The organism is Bradyrhizobium sp. ISRA442, from assembly GCF_038085055.1.
GTDB lineage: Bacteria > Pseudomonadota > Alphaproteobacteria > Rhizobiales > Xanthobacteraceae > Bradyrhizobium.
In genome coordinates this window covers 84,216-101,508 of record NZ_JALGCN010000006.1, presented here as the reverse complement: position 1 = coordinate 101,508, position 17,293 = coordinate 84,216, and the positions used below count along the sequence as shown (strand labels likewise).

Sequence of the window (17,293 nt, the reverse complement as noted above, 5' to 3'; positions counted from 1 at the left end):
ACCGTCAGGAGTCCCGAAGCTGATCGGTCTCGCCGCTTCCGGCGAGCCACGCAACAGGACCCGGTCAGTTGGTTAATGGCAGATCAACCCAGTGTTCGGCCAGCGCCGTGAGTTCGCCAAAGCGCCCAGGCGACGGCGGCGTAGCGCAGCGTTAGTCACGGCGGCCAACCTACAACCTGACGCAGTGTGTGGTTCAAGCGATTTTATCGGGCAAGCCAAACATTATCGTACTGGAGGAGGCGTGTTCTGCCGCGATAGTGCCGGGCGTCGCCTGTTTGCAGTTCAAGCGCATCAAACCTCACCTGCGAGGTCACCACGCTCACCACTCGGCAAGTCTTCGCAACCGATCGCCGTCTCTGGCAGCTTCGCCCCAGAGACGTTGAAGTGACGAAAGCGGCCGAGCACGTCGAAGGATTGTTAGCGTTTTTGGAACGTGCCGAGAGCGGCTTATGGTGAGACTAGCAGCGCCTGCGAGTTGGAGGCTCCTGATGCCCAGATGCCATGTTGGATGCTTCCTCCAGCAATATCCGCCGCATCCAAATACTCGCCGGGTCGGTATTGTGGAACGCAGGCCACTGCACAGCCTCGGTGAATGTGGGCAGGGGGAGCGGTGGTTCGACGATCCGCAGTGGCATCCGCTTTTCGAAGTGTCTGGCGAGTCGTAAGGGCATTGTGCCAATGCGGCCTGTGTCTAACAATATGGGCGGAATCAGGCTAAAGCCCTGCACAACGATCTCAATGCGTCTCTTGACGCCGTGCTCAAGCAGATACCATTCTTCGAGGTTTGGTCTGAGCGCCCGTCCGAACTTGGCCGTAACGTGCCCCATCGAAATGTATTTCTCGAACGTAAGCTGCCGCGATAGCTGCTTGTTCGCGCGGCATCCCACGCATACGAGGGTCTCGTCGAACAGCGTCGCCTTAGGGTGCGCGCTCGACATGAACAGTTCCGGCAGAATGAGAAAGTCGACCTCGCCCCGGCGGAGCAGCTCATCGGGCTCATCGGAAAATGGCAGCAATTCGAAGCGCACCGCGGGAGCTTCCTGTGCAATACGGTCCACAATTTTGCGAAAAAAGACGATCGTCATGAAATCGGAGAGAATGAACCTGAAGCGTCGGCTCGACTGAGTCGGGTCGAACGCGTCCCGCGATATGATCGAGAGTTGGATGTGCAGCAGGGCCTCGCGAACCGGACCTGCAAGCGTCTCCGCGCCAGGTGTCGGGACGAGCTCGCGACCCCTCATGGTAAATAGTTCATCGCGGAAATAGGTGCGCAGCCGCGCGATCGCAGCGCTCATAGCGGGCTGGCTCAGGTGAATTTTGCGCGCCGCCGCTGTGAGGTTGCGCTCCGTCATCAGAGCATCGAGCGCAACGAGAAGGTTTAGATCAAGTCCCTTGAACCGCATGTTGTGAGTCTATCCATCCTGTGGATGTGTTCCATCTGAACAATCGATTTTACCAAATTGCGGGATGTTGGATAGCAAACATCAGTTTGGAAAACTAATCAGGCATACCACGATGGCTGCCGCTCGTTCACGCGGGCTCAGAGAAAAACGCCTGGACGTGCGAGCAGTCGCCGCATGCGTTTCGAGGCCGGCCATGGGCGCGCCGTGTGAGCCGCGTCGCTTCTTCTCGGTGCGAAGCTCGCTCGATCGAGATGCCAGGCAGATCTCCATAAACCTTGGTATGCGTGCTCCATCCGTTTCCATATTGGAGGTTTACCCGCGTACACTTGAGAGCGCGTTCAGCTGCATTCTAGTGTTCCGAAATAGCGGCAGGCGCAGATTGCGGATGCCAAGTAATTCAGGCGGCTCTCTCCCAAATGGCTCGCCTGTCCACCGCATTCAGGGCGCGTCGAAGATGCATAAAAACCAGTTTGATCTGATGCCACTCCGGTGCGCCATCGATGAGGCCCCGCGCATCGAAGGCCAGCCCTCAGACCTCAAAACGTCGACAGCGATGCTAGACGAGGCGGAAAAGCTCCGTGGTGCAGACAGGTTCTGGCTGGTCCGATCACCTCGTCGGCTTCTTCCAGGATATCTCGCGCAGGGCATTGGCCGGATGACGAGCGCGAACCATGCGATCGCTTCGTCGCAAGCGAAGGCGAACGGGGCGCTGTGGGCGCGGGGTGCCGAACTCCAAGGCATGGCAGCGCATTTCAGTGATGATCAGCGCTTCGGTGACTAGCGAGTTCACGTGACCATCTCCGCTCTTGATTCCACCGGCGCAAGGAAACCCGCCATGAACATTGCCGTATCCGGGGCCGCGGAAGCTCCTTCTGCACGCGCTCAAGTGCAGTGGAGACGTCGCTGGGAAAGCGAATTGCAGCTCACCGATCATGCCGAACTCGCCGATTTCTTCCGCAAGAGTTACGGGCCGACCGGTGCGTTCAATGCGCAGCCATTTGAGCGCAACCGAAGTTGGGCCGGGGCGAGGCCTGAGGTCCGCATTATCGGCTACGACGCGCGCGGGGTAGCTGCTCATGTCGGGCTACTACGCCGCTTCATCAAGATTGGTGGGGTCGATCTACTCGTTGCCGAACTGGGCTTGTATGCGGTGCGCCCGGATCTCGAAGGGCTGGGAATCAGCCACGCAATGCGCGTGACGTATCCGATACTGCATGAGCTTGGGGTGCCATTCGGCTTTGGTACGGTTCGGCCTGCGCTTGAGAAGCATATGACCCGACTGGTCGAAAGGCGGGGGCTCGCCACCCTTATGTCTGGCATTCGCGTCCGCTCCACGCATCCGGATGTCTATCCCAATTTGTCGCCGATCCGCATCGAAGACGTGATCGTGGTGGTTTTCCCGGTTGGACGCGCGATAAGCGAGTGGCCGGCCGGGACGATCATCGATCGGAACGGGCCTGAGTTGTGAAAGAGCCTTTCACCTTATCTGCTGTCCGTTGCGACTACGCTGACGTGAGCGGAAGTCGCCCCGTCTATTTGACCTTTGATGATGGGCCAAATCCATTTTGCACGCCAGAGGTGCTCGATGTGCTGGCGCAACATCGGATTCCGGCGACGTTCTTCGTGATCGGCACGTACGCGACCGAACAACCTGAACTCATTCGACGAATGGTCGCGGAAGGGCACGAGGTTGCGAACCACACGATGACGCATCCGGATCTATCCAGATGCGGACCAGCGGAGGTACGCGATGAAGTGCTGATGGCGAGCGAGGCGATCCGTTCGGCGTGCCCGCAGGCCTCACCCAGGCACATGCGAGCACCTTACGGCAAGTGGACACAAGAGGTGCTCGCTGTGTCAGCGAGCTCTGGTCTCACAGCTGTGCACTGGTCGGTCGATCCGAGAGATTGGTCCCGCCCCGGGGTTGATAGAATTGTGAATTCAGTACTGGCGAGCGTTCGCCCGGGTGCAATTGTGCTCCTGCACGACGGATATCCTCCTGATGAGGAGCGACCGTGCACTGATGCCACGCTGCGTGATCAGACCACGAAGGCGCTGTCACATCTGATCCCGGCACTACAACGGCGCGGGTTTGTAATCCGTCCACTCCCTCAACTTCACTGAAAAAAACTGACACCCTATGGACCTGCTCGCTACAACCAGTGCTGTCGCTGTTTCGTCTTATGCGCTGCTCTCGACGATCTACAAGAGCGCGCAAGCGCTTTATGCCCAGCCGGCGATTAACTCGTCGCTGCAGGACAACCTGGGACGATCGGAGGCGGTCCTTCCCAGTGTAGACGTCATCGTGCCATGCTTCAACGAGGATCCAATCACGCTCGCCGAATGTCTGGAGTCGCTTGCGAGTCAAGACTACACCGGAAAGCTACAGGTCTATGTGGTCGACGACGGATCTGCAAATCGCGACCTTGTCGCGCCTGTACACAAAATCTATGCGAACGATCCGAGGTTCAGCATCATCTTGCTGGCAAACAACGTTGGAAAACGCAAGGCGCAGATCGCTGCAATACGCAGCTCATCCGGGGACCTGGTGCTCAACGTCGACTCGGATACGATACTTGCCGCTGACGTTGTCACGAAGCTGGTATCGAAGATGCATGACCCGCAAATCGGTGCGGCCATGGGTCAGTTGATAGCGAGCAATCGCAGCCAAACCTGGCTGACCAGGCTGATCGATATGGAATACTGGTTGGCGTGCAACGAAGAGCGCGCGGCGCAGGCGCGTTTCGGTGCCGTCATGTGCTGCTGCGGCCCATGTGCCATGTATCGTCGCTCCGCGCTCGCCTTGCTTCTTGATCAATACGAAGCGCAATTCTTTCGTGGGAAGCCGAGCGATTTCGGCGAGGATCGCCATCTAACGATCCTCATGCTCAAGGCGGGATTTCGCACCGAATACGTCTCGGACGCGATCGCAGCAACGGTCGTCCCGGACAGCCTCGGGCCATATCTACGTCAGCAACTCCGCTGGGCCCGCAGTACCTTCCGGGACACGTTCCTTGCATTACGCCTGCTGCCAGAGCTCGATGGCTATCTGACGCTAGACGTTATCGGGCAAAATCTCGGCCCGTTGCTTCTCGCCCTTTCATCACTGGCTGCGCTCGCACAGCTCCTAATCGTCGGCTCTGTGCCCTGGTGGACGGGATTGACGATTGCAGCAATGACAATGGTCCGGTGCAGTGTGGCAGCCCTTCGTGCTCGCGAACTGCGGTTTCTCGGCTTCTCGCTCCACACACCGATCAATATCTTTCTCTTACTTCCTTTGAAGGCCTATGCGCTTTGTACATTGAGCAACAGCGATTGGCTATCGCGCAAGGTCGCCAATGTGCCGGCCGAAGGGGAAAAACAGTCTGTCATCCTGCATCCGAACACTGGACGAAGTGCTGCAAGTAAATGGGGAATGTCTGGAACAATTCGTAAGGCGGGGTTTTCGCACCGTCCATCGAGCCTGACGGCAACGAAGAGTGTTTGCGGTCGCGATCGTTCGACTGCCTGCAAGTAGGTGATTGGCTCATGATCCTGGACGCAAACCATCAGCTATTAGAGCGAGAGTTGGCTGTCGACGATCCATGGCGCCTCGACAGTAGTTCTTTCGAGCAGGAGCGATACGCGCAAATGCTCCGGATGTCGCGTTGCAATGGAGATGTCGCGTATGCCCTCGAAGTGGGATGTGCAGCCGGTGCGTTCACGGACATGCTGGCGCCGCTATGCGAACGACTCACCGTGGTCGATGTCATGCCGCAGGCGATCGAGCGAGCGCGACTACGGACCCGGAAGTGGTCACATATCACGTGGGTAAACTGCGACATTCAGCGGTTCTCGACCACTGAGCAGTTCGATTTGATCGTCGTGGCCGAGGTTCTCTACTACCTCAACGACATTGTCGAGATGCATGCGGCTATCCGCAACCTGGTGAGTATGCTTGCGCCAAATGGAGCTCTGATTTTCGGGTCCGCACGTGATGCCACATGTCAACGATGGGGTCATGCTGCGGGTGCCGAAACGGTGATCGCTCTCTTCAACGAGAGCCTATCGGAGGTCGAGCGTCTGCACTGCCACACCGAGTCGGTCAACGAAGACTGCTTGATCGTCCGGTTCCGGAAGCCGGGTCACTCGTCAGAACAATCAAACGTCGGTCACTAGACCAGGGGGTCGTATGCGCATCTGCGGCATCAAGTTAACACATGACGGGGCAATCGCTGTCGTGGAGGACGGGCGGCTTGTCTTTTGCACCGAGCAAGAGAAGTGCGGCAACGGTCCACGCTATCAAGCCGTCGAGAATCTCGATGCAGTCGTGCTCGCCTTGGCGGAGCATGGCCTGGATCCGCGGGATATCGATCAGTTCGTCATCGACGGCTGGGATGGGGAGATTGAGTCGCAGTTCCAGGTCCTAAGTGGAGCTGTGCCGATCGCGCTGAAAGGGGCGCCATATGTCGAGCGCCATGCTGAGGGCCTTCTTGATTCCGTCGACGGCTTTGGCCTGATCCTCGGAGGCAAGGTGTTTCCATATAAGAGCTACCCGCACGTCACGGGCCACGTCGCGTCAGCATATAGCACCAGTCCATTTGCCAGCGCGGGAAAACCCGCGTTCTGTCTGGTATGGGACGGCTGCATCTTTCCACGTCTTTACTATGTCGAACCTCGGGGGGCACGGCTCATTGCATCGCTGTTTCCGATGATCGGCCATGCCTATGCTGCCGCGGGCCTTCACTTCGGCCCTTACAGGCAGCCGAACCGCTCCAGTTGGGATTTGGGCATCGCCGGCAAGCTGATGGCTTACATCGCGCTTGGCTCTGTCGACGAAAGCATCGTGGCAGTGTTTCAGGAGCTCTATGAAAAGCGCTTCGCCGCTGACACGGAGCAGGCTCGTCGCTACCGCGCGGACATCAACAATGCGGAATCGTCTCTTGCAGCTATGCACGACTTCTTCGAGGCAAGCGCATTGCGCCTGACGGGCAAGCGAGCGGAGGACGTCCTTGCGTCGTTTCATGTGTTCGTGGAAGGTCTTCTTGTCAAGGAAATGGCGATGGTTCTGCTGCGACACTCGTCGCTTCCGGGAGCGCGAAATCTATGTATCGCCGGAGGTTGCGGTCTCAATATCAAGTGGAACAGCGCGCTTCGTGCGACGGGATTGTTCGACGATGTTTGGGTGCCGCCGTTTCCGAATGACAGTGGCTCGGCAATCGGCGCTGCTTGCGGCGCGATGGCGGCGCAAAATGGCTTCGGGCCATTGGAATGGTCAGTCTACAGTGGTCCGGCCCTGCAGGACAGCGAGCTTCCGCCGGATTGGGAGGCGGCGCCGTGCAGTCTGCGTGAACTTGCGGCGATTCTCGCCGAGGACAAGCCGGTCATCTTCCTTTCCGGGCGCGCCGAGCTTGGGCCGCGGGCTTTGGGCGGCAGAAGCATTCTTGCAGCGCCGACCTCCCCGGCAATGAAGGATCATCTCAACGACATCAAGCGTCGCGAGCACTTCCGGCCGGTGGCGCCGATCTGTCTGGAGGATAGGGCGCCAGAGATCTTTAGCCCAGGTACGCCAGATCCTTACATGCTGTTCGATCACCAGACCCGGGCGGAATGGCGCGACAAGGTCCCCGCTGTCGTCCATCTTGACGGCTCGGCGCGGCTGCAGACAATCTCCCGCAACTCTCCGCACAAAGTCGCCGCGCTTCTCGTCGAATTTGAGCAACTCACGGGGATTCCGCTGCTCTGCAACACGAGCGCCAACCTGCACGGACGGGGATTCTTCCCGGATGCTGCCGCGGCCTGCCAATGGGGGCGTGTCGAGCATGTGTGGTGCGACGGCCTGCTCTGGACCAAAACGGTCGTCAAGAAGCCATCGTCTGCGGAACGACTTCTGTCAGCCTAAGATGAACATGTCCACGGTAGCGATCGACCTTGCCGGCGTGAAAAAGTCATTTGGCGACAAGGTCATCGTCAATGAACTGTCGTTCTCGGTTGCGCGCGGAGAATGCTTCGGCCTGCTTGGGCCAAATGGAGCTGGCAAGAGCACGATTGTGCGTATGCTCCTCGGCATGATTTCGCCGGACGCAGGCAAGATTACGGTCCTCAATGAGCCTGTGCCTGCCCGCTCTCGTGTGGCGCGTGTGCGCATCGGCGTGGTGCCGCAGTTCGATAACCTTGAACTCGAGTTCACCGTGCGAGAGAATCTGCTTGTGTTTGGCCGCTATTTCGGCATGAGCGCTCGCAAGATCGAGGCGGTCGCGCCATCGCTGCTCGAGTTTGCGCGCCTCGAAAGCAAGGCGGACGTGCGCGTCTCCGAGTTGTCCGGTGGCATGAAGAGGCGGCTGACACTCGCGCGTGCCCTGATTAATGATCCACATCTACTCGTGATGGACGAGCCTACAACTGGTCTGGATCCGCATGCACGCCACCTGATTTGGGAACGCCTGCGAGTTCTGCTTGCGCGTGGCAAGACGATCCTCTTGACCACTCACTTCATGGAAGAGGCCGAACGCCTATGCGACCGGCTGTGCGTGCTTGAGAGTGGATGCAAGATCGCCGAAGGCAAGCCCGACGCCTTGATCGACGAGCATATCGGCTGCAACGTGATCGAAATCTATGGCGGTGATCCACTTCAGCTCCGTGAGCTGATCAGGCCTTATGCGGGGCACATCGAAGTGAGTGGAGAAACGCTTTTTTGCTATGCGCCATACCCGGAGCAGGTCCGCGTGCACCTGCGGGGGCGAGCGGACCTTCGCGTCCTGCAGCGCCCGCCCAATCTCGAGGACGTGTTTTTGCGGTTGACCGGGCGCGAGATGGAGAAATGAGCGATGGGTGAAGCTTATGCGGCGGTTATGCCCGCTAACGCATACAACTGGATCGCGGTATGGCGTCGAAATTTTCTGGCATGGAGGAAAGTCGCGCTTGCATCGCTTCTCGGCAATCTCGCAGATCCGATAACCAATCTGTTTGGTCTCGGCTTTGGCCTCGGACTCATCGTGGGACGGGTTGAGGGGACTTCGTACATCGCTTTTCTGGCGGCGGGTATGGTCGCGATCAGCGCCATGACATCCGCGACCTTTGAAACCCTATATGCGGCCTTTGCTCGCATGGATGCCAAGCGCACCTGGGAGGCAATCCTGTTCACACAGCTCACGCTTGGCGATATCGTTCTAGGTGAACTGGTGTGGGCGGCTAGTAAGTCCGTTCTGGCCGGGACAGCAATCGGGATTGTCGCTGCCACGCTGGGTTATGCATCCTGGACGTCCATTTTCTGTGCGATACCAACAGTCGCCCTTACTGGCCTTGTCTTCGCCAGCCTGGCAATGGTCGTCATAGCTCTTGCGCCAACTTACGATTACTTCGTGTTTTACCAGTCGCTCATTCTTACGCCCATGGTGTTTCTGTGTGGCGCGGTCTTTCCGGCAAGCCAACTGCCCAGCTCATTTCAGCACTTCGCCGGCTTGTTGCCGCTCGCACATTCGGTCGACCTCATTCGCCCGGTGATGCTTGAGCGCGGCGCCGGCGACGCTGTGCTGCATGTCGGTGCGCTTTGCTTGTACGCGGTGTTGCCCTTCTTCGTGTCGACGGTCCTGTTTCGCCGCCGCCTGCTGCGTTGACATGAAATTCCGCCAAAACGCCAAAGTGAATTGATGCCTTCTCACGATGCTCTTTTGCGATAGCTCGAGGCTACTCAACCCGCCAGAGCAGCAGCTGCATGGCTTGAGGGCTATCGTACGTTCGCTGCTATCGGCTGCATGTAAGGGAGCCAGGCCATCCGACGCACAGGGTGGCATCTGGCATCCGACTGAAATCGGGCACGTCGACGCAACACCGCTGAAGAAAATACGCAAACTGTTGAAAGAACGCGGCTCACCAGGGATAGCGCTGCTATGAAGTTCTACCGACGCAGCTCGCCGGCACCGCGATTTCAGGCCATGGCGTCGGACGAGATGAGTGAGATGTCTGCAATGACGTCTCTTGTCCAAACAGGAGCCCGGGAAGAGGCAATGCAGATGGCTAGCGGTTCGAGGAATGACCGGTTTGTAGTTTCCCGACGACGTACGGGGTTCGGCGATTGCTTGTGGTCACTGGCGGCAGCCTGGCGTTTTGCAAAGCAGACAGGACGGACGCTAGCCATTGATTGGCGGGGATCTTGTTATCTCGATGAGCCATTCACCAATGCCTTTCCAGTCTTCTTCAAACCGGTTCAAGGCATTGCTGGCGTGCGGGTGATTTGCGACGACGAGATCAATCAGTGTTCATTTCCGGGACCATTCTTCCCCGCATGGTGGAACAAGCCTTCCATCGATTGCGTCTATCGCCCGGACGAGCAGATTTTCCGGGAACGCGACGAACTCGACCAACTATTCCAAAGTCAGAAAGATAGTGACGCTAACACGGTTGTGTGTGACGCTTGCCTGATGTGGCGCTGCGATCAGGAGGCCGAACGAGAAATCTTTCGGAGCATCAAGCCACGACCTGAAATTCAGGCTCGGATTGATGCTATCTACCGCGAGCACTTTGAATCGTGCAGCGTAATCGGCATCCATGTCCGGCATGGCAACGGCGAGGACATTATGGGGCATGCTCCCTACTGGGCTGACCCGGAGCGCGCCTTGCGACAGGTCTGTAATGCCATTGATAAGGCTAGGGGGTTACCCCACGCAAAACCCGTGAGGGCTTTCCTGTGCACGGACAGCGCGCTCGTCCTTGAGAAGGTTTCGACTATATTTCCTGATGTTTTCACGATCCCAAAAAGGTTCCAGGCACCTCAGACCGGCCCATTGCACAACGCCGCGCTCGGAGCCGAGGGCGGCTTTTCCGCCCTCATCGACATGTATCTCCTTGCGCGCTGCGACACCGTGATCCGTTTTCCCCCGACGAGCGCCTTCACGCGCTATGCGCGTCTCTTTGCCCCACGCGTTATAGAATTCGATTTGAACGATCCGAGCCGCTTGATCGTGATTGAACAAACCTCGCAAGAGCTCGTGACTTCATGAAAGCCATAGCCCGCCTGATCGATCTGATTGCCGCTTTTTGCATCCAGCAGTATTGGCAGATCTTTTCGGGGCGGCAATTGTCTGCCCAAAGTGATGCTCTGCCGGGAACTTCCACCGGAGAACAGACCGACGCGGCAGCCGAATATATTCCGCTGAAGTTCGACGTCGACAACAATGACCCTTAACTTGCCGCCGCCGCGTTAAAGAGGTGGAACACGTCTACGTCGTCGCCCCGGGGCGGATCCGCAAGTCGAAGCTAATCGGTGGTCGATCGCGGATGAATATATCGAAAGGGTCTCCGTTCAGCCGGCGAGTCTTGGCGGTCGGCACTCGCTGGTGCGGACGGGCGCTCTCGAGATCCACTATTTTGAGGAAAGAGTCAGTACGCCAGGTCGTGGTCCGGAATCAATCTGCCCGGCGATGTGCCAGTGCTGGACACAGCAGAGCAGGGCGCCATGAAGTCAGCATCAGTCGCCGACGAAACTAACGTACGAAGCTGGTAACGTCAGCTTTTCAGTTGAGGCGGCTACTGGCCACGGCCGCTATCCTGATCGATCGTTGCCTCGGCGAGAGGCGCTGGCCATCTTTTGGCTTTTCCGGTTGTGCGATCAGGAAAGAGAGCGCGGCTCGTAGCCTTGTGTTGACGCAGGCGAGTGTGCTCGCGACATTACGTAGCTGATGCACCATCGCTGTCACAAAGCACACGCACCGCGTCTTGAACCCGCCAAGCATTCCGCGTGCGCGACATTAGGACGCAAAACGGAAGCGGATTTACATGCATCGCAGTGGCCCAAATCCTGCTACGCGTGCGGCGCGCAGCAGGAGAGGAGGCGGGCGTGGGTCTGGATCTGCCAAATGACGATCTGATCAAAGGCCCGGTGCCCGAAACACATTTGGGTTGCCCCTTTCAGGCCGATAAACCCCGTGTTCATCGCGGAGAACAGAAGGCGATGTTGCTCACCGGAGCATCGCGCGGAATTGGGCATGCTACCGCCAAGCTGTTCTCGCAGGCGGGCTGGCGCATCATTTCTTGCGCGCGTCAACCGTTCGACGGCGAGCGATGCCCCTGGGAGGCAGGGAACGAAGATCATGTCCAGATCGACCTCAGCAATCATCGAATGCTGCCGCGCGCGATCACTGAGGTCAAGAAACGCTTGGCCGGTGCACCTTTGCACGCGCTAGTGAATAATGCCGGTGTCTCACCGAAAACGCCCGCGGGCGATCGATTGACGTCGTTGACGACGTCAATCGAGACCTGGATGAGGGTGTTCCATCTCAACCTGGTGGCCCCGATCCTGCTGGCGCAGGGTTTGTTTGACGAGCTAAGAGCCGCGTCAGGATCGATCGTGAATGTGACTTCGATTGCGGGCTCGCGGGTGCACCCGTTTGCCGGCAGTGCCTATGCGACGTCGAAAGCTGCGCTTGCGAGCCTCACACGCGAAATGGCCCACGATTATGCGCCGCATGGCATTCGCGTGAATGCGATCGCGCCCGGCGAAATCAGGACGGACATGTTATCGCCCGACACAGAAGCGCGTCTCGTGCCAAGTATCCCGCTTCGCAGAGTGGGAACCCCGGATGAAGTGGCCAAGGTCATCTTCTTCCTGTGCTCGGATGCGGCGAGCTATGTCACGGGGGCCGAGGTGCCGATCAATGGTGGGCAACATCTGTGAATCGGCCGGCCAGCTGACTTGAGCTGCAGCAGCGGTACTTATGTTCTCCGCTGACGACGCGCACGCAATCCGCAAAAATGAAATGAAGGCACACCGTAAGTTTACCGTCGTGCCATGAAAAGGTGTTACGGTTCTATGTCATCTCGTCAACACTTGGCGTTAGATCGAGAGTGACATGCAAAACGAAGCTCGCCAACCAGGACAAGGCACCAGGGAGGATGATCAAGACAACGGAGACCGCCTCATGCTGGATATCCCTTCCTCACTCGAAAGACCTGCCTCGCAACCTGAGCCGGAGGGTAAGCTCTCGGGGGAGCCGTTGCGTGAGAGCGCGCTGACCGGCATCTTCGAAATATCGAAAATACTCACCGCTCCTTGTCGGCTCGAAGTCACGTTGGCCAACGTTGTTGGTCTTCTGCAATCGTTTGTGCAGATGCGACACGGCATCGTCTCACTGTTCGACGACGACGGCATGCCGGACATTACAGTGGGCGCCGGCTGGAGCGAAGGCAGCGACGAACGTTACCGGATGCGACTGCCGCGGAAGGCAATCGACGAGATCATCGCGACGGACAGGCCTCTTGTCGCCGAGAACGTGGCCGCGGAGCCGGTATTCAGCGCTGCCGACCGGGAAGTGCTCGGCGCCTCTGATGATATGCCAGTGTCGTTCATCGGGGTTCCGATTCGCATTGATCCGAAGGTCGTGGGTACGCTGACGGTCGACCGTATCCGGGACGATAGGTCGAGTCTCCGGCTCGACTACGATGCGCGACTGCTCGCCATGATCGCCAACCTGGTGGGACAAACAGTGAAGTTACATCGCCTGTTCGCCTGCGATCGCGAACGACTGATGGCGGAGAAAGACCGGCTACAAAAGCAAGTACTAGAGCTGAGGCAACCCGCTCGGGAGCGCAAGAAGCTACACGTCCATGGGATCATTGGCGACAGTCCGGCGCTGCGCGGGCTGCTCGAGAAGATTGCGGTTGTAGCCAGATCGAACAGCACGGTTCTGCTGCGTGGCGAATCCGGTACCGGAAAGGAACTCGTAGCCAAGGCCATTCACGAATCATCGTCCCGCGCCAGGCGCCCGTTCGTTAAGCTGAATTGCGCGGCGCTTCCTGAGACCGTCCTGGAATCCGAATTGTTCGGTCATGAGAAAGGCGCCTTTACCGGTGCGTTCAGCTCGCGCAAGGGGCGCTTCGAACTTGCTGACAAAGGAACGCTGTTTCTTGACGAGATCGGCGAGATCTCAGCTCCGTTCCAAGCGAAGTTGCTGCGCGTTCTGCAAGAGCAGGAGTTTGAGCGCGTCGGCAGCAACCAGACTATTAAGGTCGATGTTCGAGTGATAGCTGCGACCAACAAGAACCTTGAAGAGGCCGTCGCAAGGAGCGAGTTCCGCGCGGACCTTTACTATCGCATCAGCGTAGTTCCCTTACTGTTGCCGCCGCTGCGCGAAAGACGCAGTGATATTCCGCTGCTTGCCAGGGAGTTCCTCAGAAATTTCAATAACGAGAACGACCGTACTCTGACGTTGGAGGCGAGTGCGATGGATGTACTGATGAACTGCGGCTTTCCGGGAAATGTCCGCGAACTCGAAAACTGCATCGAGCGGACAGCGACGCTGTGCGCCGGATCATCGATCGTGAGAAGTGACTTTGCATGCTGCCACGGCCAGTGCCTTTCCGCGATGCTGTGGAAAAGCTCGTCGGACGAGAGGCCAGACCAGCCCGCACCCATGCCACCGGTGCCCGCAAAGTCCATCATTCCGCTAGCTGAAGCGACCCAGCCTGTCGGCGGCGAACTGGCCTCACTGGGGCCTCCCGGCACCGTTCTCGTTAGTGGCGCGAAGATGGCCGATCGCGAACGTGTCATTGCGGCCATGGAAAAATCTGGCTGGGTGCAGGCAAAAGCAGCGCGCCTGCTCGGACTAACGCCGCGCCAGATTGGCTACGCGCTGAGGAAATATGGAATCGAGATAAAGCGGTTCTGAACGACGACATCGGTCGGAACTGCTACTGCCGAATAGCTGTACGAGGACGATCTCCGATAGGCAATCTCATCGCAATCTGAAGGGAATGGATCCGCCCTCGGGGGCGACTTGGCCCCGAGCGAAATCACCGCGCCCGCTTGCGGGACGAGTCGTTCGATCGGCAGTACCGTGAATTCGCGTCGGCGGTTCTCGAAGGTCGGACGCCGCTGGCGTCCGCGGCGGAGGTGCATCCGGTCGTCCGTGTGCTTGAAGCGGCCTTGCAATCCTCGCTGCAGAACGGACCGGTTCAACTTCGAGGCTGATAGTCTCGAACTTCGCGATGAAAGGCCACATCACCGTCGTCCACCAGGTGTGGAGTGCTCGCGAATGATCGGGGGCGCTTCACGCGATAACCGACCTCCAACAGATGATCTGACGTCAGAAAGGAATCGTACATGAGCGATCGATCGAGTACGACACTATTCGAACGCGGACTTGAGGTCCGACGTGCAGTGATTGGTGCATACGAAGTCGACCGATCTCTCGCTAGATCGGACGCGTTCATGATGGCGTTTCAGCGGATGGCCACGGAGTGGTGTTGGGGGGCCGTGTGGGCGCGCGACGGTCTGGATCGACGGACGCGTTCGATGCTGAACTTGGCGATTCTGACGGCCTTGGGCCGCCCCACGGAACTGAAGTCGCATGTCCGCGGCGCTGTGAGAAACGGTGTGAGCAAGGAAGAGATAATGGAGATCCTTCTCCATGCGACCGTCTACTGCGGTATTCCCGCCGGCGCCGAGGCGTTCAGATCGGCGCACGAAGCCATAGAAGAATTGAAGGAGGCATCTGATACAACCAAATAGGAGGGGGCGCGCCTACCGCTTCGACTTGCTTTGCCACTCCGTTTGCAAGCGCCGTCTGGAAGTTTGCGACGGGGTGCGCCGTGCGAAGCTGTTGACGAGGCGAGCCAACATTAGAAGTCTCGGCATATTTCCGGCGTGCGACGCGCCGGAGACCTAAGCTCTCGGTGAGAGACAATAGCGTTGAGTGTGGCACGAAGACCATTGGCACATCGGCCGCCACATAGGCGCTTTGAGCGCCGTTCGGATTCTATTTTCTTTGCGCGACGCGACGGCGTACGACCTCTAAGAGCGGTCGGCTTGGTTCGACGCCAAGCCGCTCCGTCGGTATCGATACGAGGATAGATATAGGGAGATAAGAGACGGTCCGCGAAAGCGCCTTATCCGTTGTCGCCGAACGCATTAATGCCGGTGAGTTCGGCCGAGAGCGCCCAGAGGCGGGCGGCTTGGTCCGGATCTCTCGCGTAGCTGCGCACACCTTCGAAAGTGGCTTTATCTCCCTCGGCTGGAGGAGCGACATCGCAATTCTGACAGTATAGGCCACCCAGGTCCTTCAGTTGCGGAGACGTCGCGGCCCATACCTGAGTTGCCGCTCCTTGTTGCGGCGTCTTAAACGTCGGATCAGCAGGATTACCGTTCGTGTCGATCCATCCGCGAGCGACCATCTCTTCCTTCGTCAGATGTCGTTGCAGGGCGTGAAGATCTTACCTGGATCCAATGAGAACGCGCGTACACCTTCGCTCTTACCAAGCGCATCAAGATGCAGCGCGAAGAGCGCGTTTGCGGTTTTAGCCTGTCCATAAGCTTGCCACTTGTCGTAACCGTTAGCGAACTGCACGTCATCCCAACGAATACCCGAAATGTGATGACCGGCAGAGGATACCGCAACAACCCGTGCACCTGCGCCGCCGGTAATCGCCGGCCATAGTCCGTTCACCAGCGCGTAGTGACCCAGATGATTAGTCGCGAACTGGGCTTCCCAACCCGGGCCAACGCGAGTTTCGGGGCATGCCATTACGCCGGCATTGTTGATCACAATGTCGGCGTGTCGACGCGAATTGACAAAGCGCTTCGCAAAACGCCGGACGCTATCTAGATCTGAAAGATCCAGTTCGTCGATCTCGATGGTTGGGAGGTCGGCCAACGCATCTCGGGCAGCCGCAGGTCGCCGGGCGCCGACAAGAACGTGAGCGCCGGCTGCCACGAGCGCGCGCGTTGTCTCCAAGCCAAGGCCGGAGTGACCACCGGTCACGATGGCAACTTTTCCCGTCAAGTCATTATCCTCAAGTACGTCCCTAGTGGTTGTCCGTGGTCCAAAACCTGAACCGAGGGGGGCCTGTTTGTAAGACATCTCAATCCTCGCGAGCACATAGTTGGCGGACGATCCGCGTAGCGGGAACGACTACCGCATGGAAATCGTGCACTCCATGCGCTAAAATCCGATCTTCTTTCGTGATCGTCCGGATCGTATGTTTGACTCTCTTTCCGCCATCCTCTCCCTGCTGAGACCACGCACGTACGTTTCCGCCGGCCTTGATGCGGGCGGTAACTGGTCGCTGAGCTTCCCATCGCACGAAGGCATCAAGTTCAATGCTGTCGTGCGCGGATCATGCTGGGTCTCCGTGGACGGCCACAACGAAATCATTCACCTCGAACATGGTGATTGCTTTCTGCTAACACGAGGACGGTCGTTTTATCTCACAGCCGATCCATCCCTCGATCCGGTTGACTCGCGCCCGATCTACAAAGCCGCTGAAAACGGCATTGCGACGTGTAATGGAGGTGGCGAATTCTTCCTCGTCGGGGGGCGCTTCGCTTTCTCAGATGATTACGCCAACGTGTTATTCGGTGCACTGCCCCCGATCGTTAAGGTGAGGGAAGCCTCTAATCAGGCATCGGTGCTGCGCTGGTCGCTCGATTTGTTGGCGTCGGAAGTGCGCAGTCGACAGCCGGGCGGCATACTCGTAGCGGAGCATCTTGCGCACATCATGCTGGTGCAGGTATTGCGACTCTACTTGGCGTCGCCGACGAGCGTCGGTGTCGGATGGTTTTTTGCCCTGTCACATCCGAAGATAGGTGCGGCTATGAATGCCATGCATTCTGATCCAGCACGTAATTGGACCCTGGAACAACTCTGTCATCTGACGGGCATGTCGCGGTCGACCTTCGCGCAGAAATTTCGGCAACTCGTCGGCACGTCGCCGATCGAATACCTTACCCGCTGGCGAATGCTTGTCGCCAGCAATCGGCTTCGTAGCTCGAATGAAAATGTCGCGGTGATCGCGTATTCGCTTGGATATGAATCTGAGAGCGCTTTCAGCACCGCCTTCAAAAGAATGATGGCTTGTTCACCCCGAGAGTATCAGCGCCGAACGCTTGCGACAACAAGTGGCGCCTAGTCCGTGGTGGT

General features: G+C 58.3%; 15 protein-coding genes and 1 pseudogene. 14 read left to right on the top strand and 2 right to left on the bottom strand.

Features of this window, described 5'->3' with window-relative positions:
• Positions 1–458 precede the first annotated feature (458 nt).
• Entirely contained in the window at positions 459–1,403 is a 945-nt protein-coding gene (gene nodD1 / locus MTR72_RS15100) for a transcriptional regulator NodD1 (RefSeq protein WP_280969001.1), read from the bottom strand.
• A gap of 454 nt (positions 1,404–1,857) precedes the next feature.
• Between nodD1 and MTR72_RS15095 the strand changes: the two genes are divergently transcribed.
• From MTR72_RS15095 to MTR72_RS15035, 13 genes are all read left to right on the top strand, one after another.
• Entirely contained in the window at positions 1,858–2,184 is a 327-nt protein-coding gene (locus MTR72_RS15095; RefSeq protein WP_280969002.1) for a hypothetical protein, read from the top strand.
• A 54-nt stretch (positions 2,185–2,238) separates the two neighbouring features.
• On the top strand, positions 2,239–2,871 hold the full coding sequence (locus MTR72_RS15090; protein ID WP_280969003.1) for a NodA family N-acyltransferase: 633 nt from the start codon (positions 2,239–2,241) through the stop codon (positions 2,869–2,871).
• Positions 2,868–3,527 (top strand): chitooligosaccharide deacetylase NodB, encoded by a 660-nt coding sequence (gene nodB, locus MTR72_RS15085; protein ID WP_445819583.1) that lies wholly within the window; start codon positions 2,868–2,870, stop codon positions 3,525–3,527. Before MTR72_RS15090 ends, nodB begins: the two co-directional genes overlap by 4 nt.
• 16 nt (positions 3,528–3,543) lie before the next feature.
• Positions 3,544–4,920: a chitooligosaccharide synthase NodC gene (gene nodC, locus MTR72_RS15080; protein ID WP_280969004.1), complete on the top strand. Its 1,377-nt coding sequence runs from the start codon at positions 3,544–3,546 to the stop codon at positions 4,918–4,920.
• Between the two features lie 11 nt (positions 4,921–4,931).
• Positions 4,932–5,561 carry a nodulation methyltransferase NodS gene (gene nodS, locus MTR72_RS15075; RefSeq protein ID WP_280969005.1) on the top strand — a complete coding sequence of 210 codons (630 nt, stop codon included), beginning with the start codon at positions 4,932–4,934 and terminating at the stop codon, positions 5,559–5,561.
• A gap of 13 nt (positions 5,562–5,574) precedes the next feature.
• A complete protein-coding gene (nodU, locus tag MTR72_RS15070; protein ID WP_341510456.1) occupies positions 5,575–7,284 on the top strand; it encodes a nodulation protein NodU in 1,710 nt (569 codons plus the stop codon).
• A 1-nt stretch (position 7,285) separates the two neighbouring features.
• The gene (gene nodI / locus MTR72_RS15065) at positions 7,286–8,206 is read left to right on the top strand and encodes a nodulation factor ABC transporter ATP-binding protein NodI (protein WP_280969007.1); all 921 of its coding nucleotides are present in this window, start codon (positions 7,286–7,288) and stop codon (positions 8,204–8,206) included.
• A 3-nt stretch (positions 8,207–8,209) separates the two neighbouring features.
• Positions 8,210–8,998 (top strand): ABC transporter permease, encoded by a 789-nt coding sequence (locus MTR72_RS15060; RefSeq protein ID WP_280969008.1) that lies wholly within the window; start codon positions 8,210–8,212, stop codon positions 8,996–8,998.
• Positions 8,999–9,271: 273 nt separating this feature from the next.
• Entirely contained in the window at positions 9,272–10,381 is a 1,110-nt protein-coding gene (locus MTR72_RS15055) for a nodulation protein NodZ (RefSeq protein WP_280969009.1), read from the top strand.
• On the top strand, positions 10,378–10,566 hold the full coding sequence (locus MTR72_RS15050; protein ID WP_280969010.1) for a hypothetical protein: 189 nt from the start codon (positions 10,378–10,380) through the stop codon (positions 10,564–10,566). Before MTR72_RS15055 ends, MTR72_RS15050 begins: the two co-directional genes overlap by 4 nt.
• Before the next feature lie 651 nt (positions 10,567–11,217).
• Positions 11,218–12,054 carry an SDR family NAD(P)-dependent oxidoreductase gene (locus MTR72_RS15045; RefSeq protein WP_280969011.1) on the top strand — a complete coding sequence of 279 codons (837 nt, stop codon included), beginning with the start codon at positions 11,218–11,220 and terminating at the stop codon, positions 12,052–12,054.
• 175 nt (positions 12,055–12,229) lie between these two features.
• On the top strand, positions 12,230–14,044 hold the full coding sequence (gene nifA, locus MTR72_RS15040; RefSeq protein ID WP_280969012.1) for a nif-specific transcriptional activator NifA: 1,815 nt from the start codon (positions 12,230–12,232) through the stop codon (positions 14,042–14,044).
• 434 nt (positions 14,045–14,478) lie between these two features.
• The gene (locus tag MTR72_RS15035) at positions 14,479–14,886 is read left to right on the top strand and encodes a carboxymuconolactone decarboxylase family protein (RefSeq protein WP_280969013.1); all 408 of its coding nucleotides are present in this window, start codon (positions 14,479–14,481) and stop codon (positions 14,884–14,886) included.
• Between the two features lie 377 nt (positions 14,887–15,263).
• Here the strand turns inward: MTR72_RS15035 and MTR72_RS15030 are convergent.
• Positions 15,264–16,234 (bottom strand): annotated as a pseudogene (locus tag MTR72_RS15030) (SDR family NAD(P)-dependent oxidoreductase).
• 118 nt (positions 16,235–16,352) lie between these two features.
• Here MTR72_RS15030 and MTR72_RS15025 point away from each other — a divergent pair.
• Positions 16,353–17,282, top strand: coding sequence for an AraC family transcriptional regulator (locus tag MTR72_RS15025; RefSeq protein ID WP_280969015.1), 930 nt, complete (start codon positions 16,353–16,355; stop codon positions 17,280–17,282).
• The last annotated feature ends 11 nt before the right edge of the window (positions 17,283–17,293 follow it).

Bases quoted from the DNA above. Each gene is read 5' to 3' on its own strand.
- nodD1 (WP_280969001.1), bottom strand. From the start codon at position 1,403: ATGCGGTTCAAGGGACTTGATCTAAACCTTCTCGTTGCGCTCGATGCT.
- MTR72_RS15095 (WP_280969002.1), top strand. From the start codon at position 1,858: ATGCATAAAAACCAGTTTGATCTGATGCCACTCCGGTGCGCCATCGAT.
- MTR72_RS15090 (WP_280969003.1), top strand. From the start codon at position 2,239: ATGAACATTGCCGTATCCGGGGCCGCGGAAGCTCCTTCTGCACGCGCT.
- nodC (WP_280969004.1), top strand. From the start codon at position 3,544: ATGGACCTGCTCGCTACAACCAGTGCTGTCGCTGTTTCGTCTTATGCG.
- nodS (WP_280969005.1), top strand. From the start codon at position 4,932: ATGATCCTGGACGCAAACCATCAGCTATTAGAGCGAGAGTTGGCTGTC.
- nodU (WP_341510456.1), top strand. From the start codon at position 5,575: ATGCGCATCTGCGGCATCAAGTTAACACATGACGGGGCAATCGCTGTC.
- nodI (WP_280969007.1), top strand. From the start codon at position 7,286: ATGAACATGTCCACGGTAGCGATCGACCTTGCCGGCGTGAAAAAGTCA.
- MTR72_RS15060 (WP_280969008.1), top strand. From the start codon at position 8,210: ATGGGTGAAGCTTATGCGGCGGTTATGCCCGCTAACGCATACAACTGG.
- MTR72_RS15055 (WP_280969009.1), top strand. From the start codon at position 9,272: ATGAAGTTCTACCGACGCAGCTCGCCGGCACCGCGATTTCAGGCCATG.
- MTR72_RS15050 (WP_280969010.1), top strand. From the start codon at position 10,378: ATGAAAGCCATAGCCCGCCTGATCGATCTGATTGCCGCTTTTTGCATC.
- nifA (WP_280969012.1), top strand. From the start codon at position 12,230: ATGCAAAACGAAGCTCGCCAACCAGGACAAGGCACCAGGGAGGATGAT.
- MTR72_RS15035 (WP_280969013.1), top strand. From the start codon at position 14,479: ATGAGCGATCGATCGAGTACGACACTATTCGAACGCGGACTTGAGGTC.
- MTR72_RS15025 (WP_280969015.1), top strand. From the start codon at position 16,353: ATGTTTGACTCTCTTTCCGCCATCCTCTCCCTGCTGAGACCACGCACG.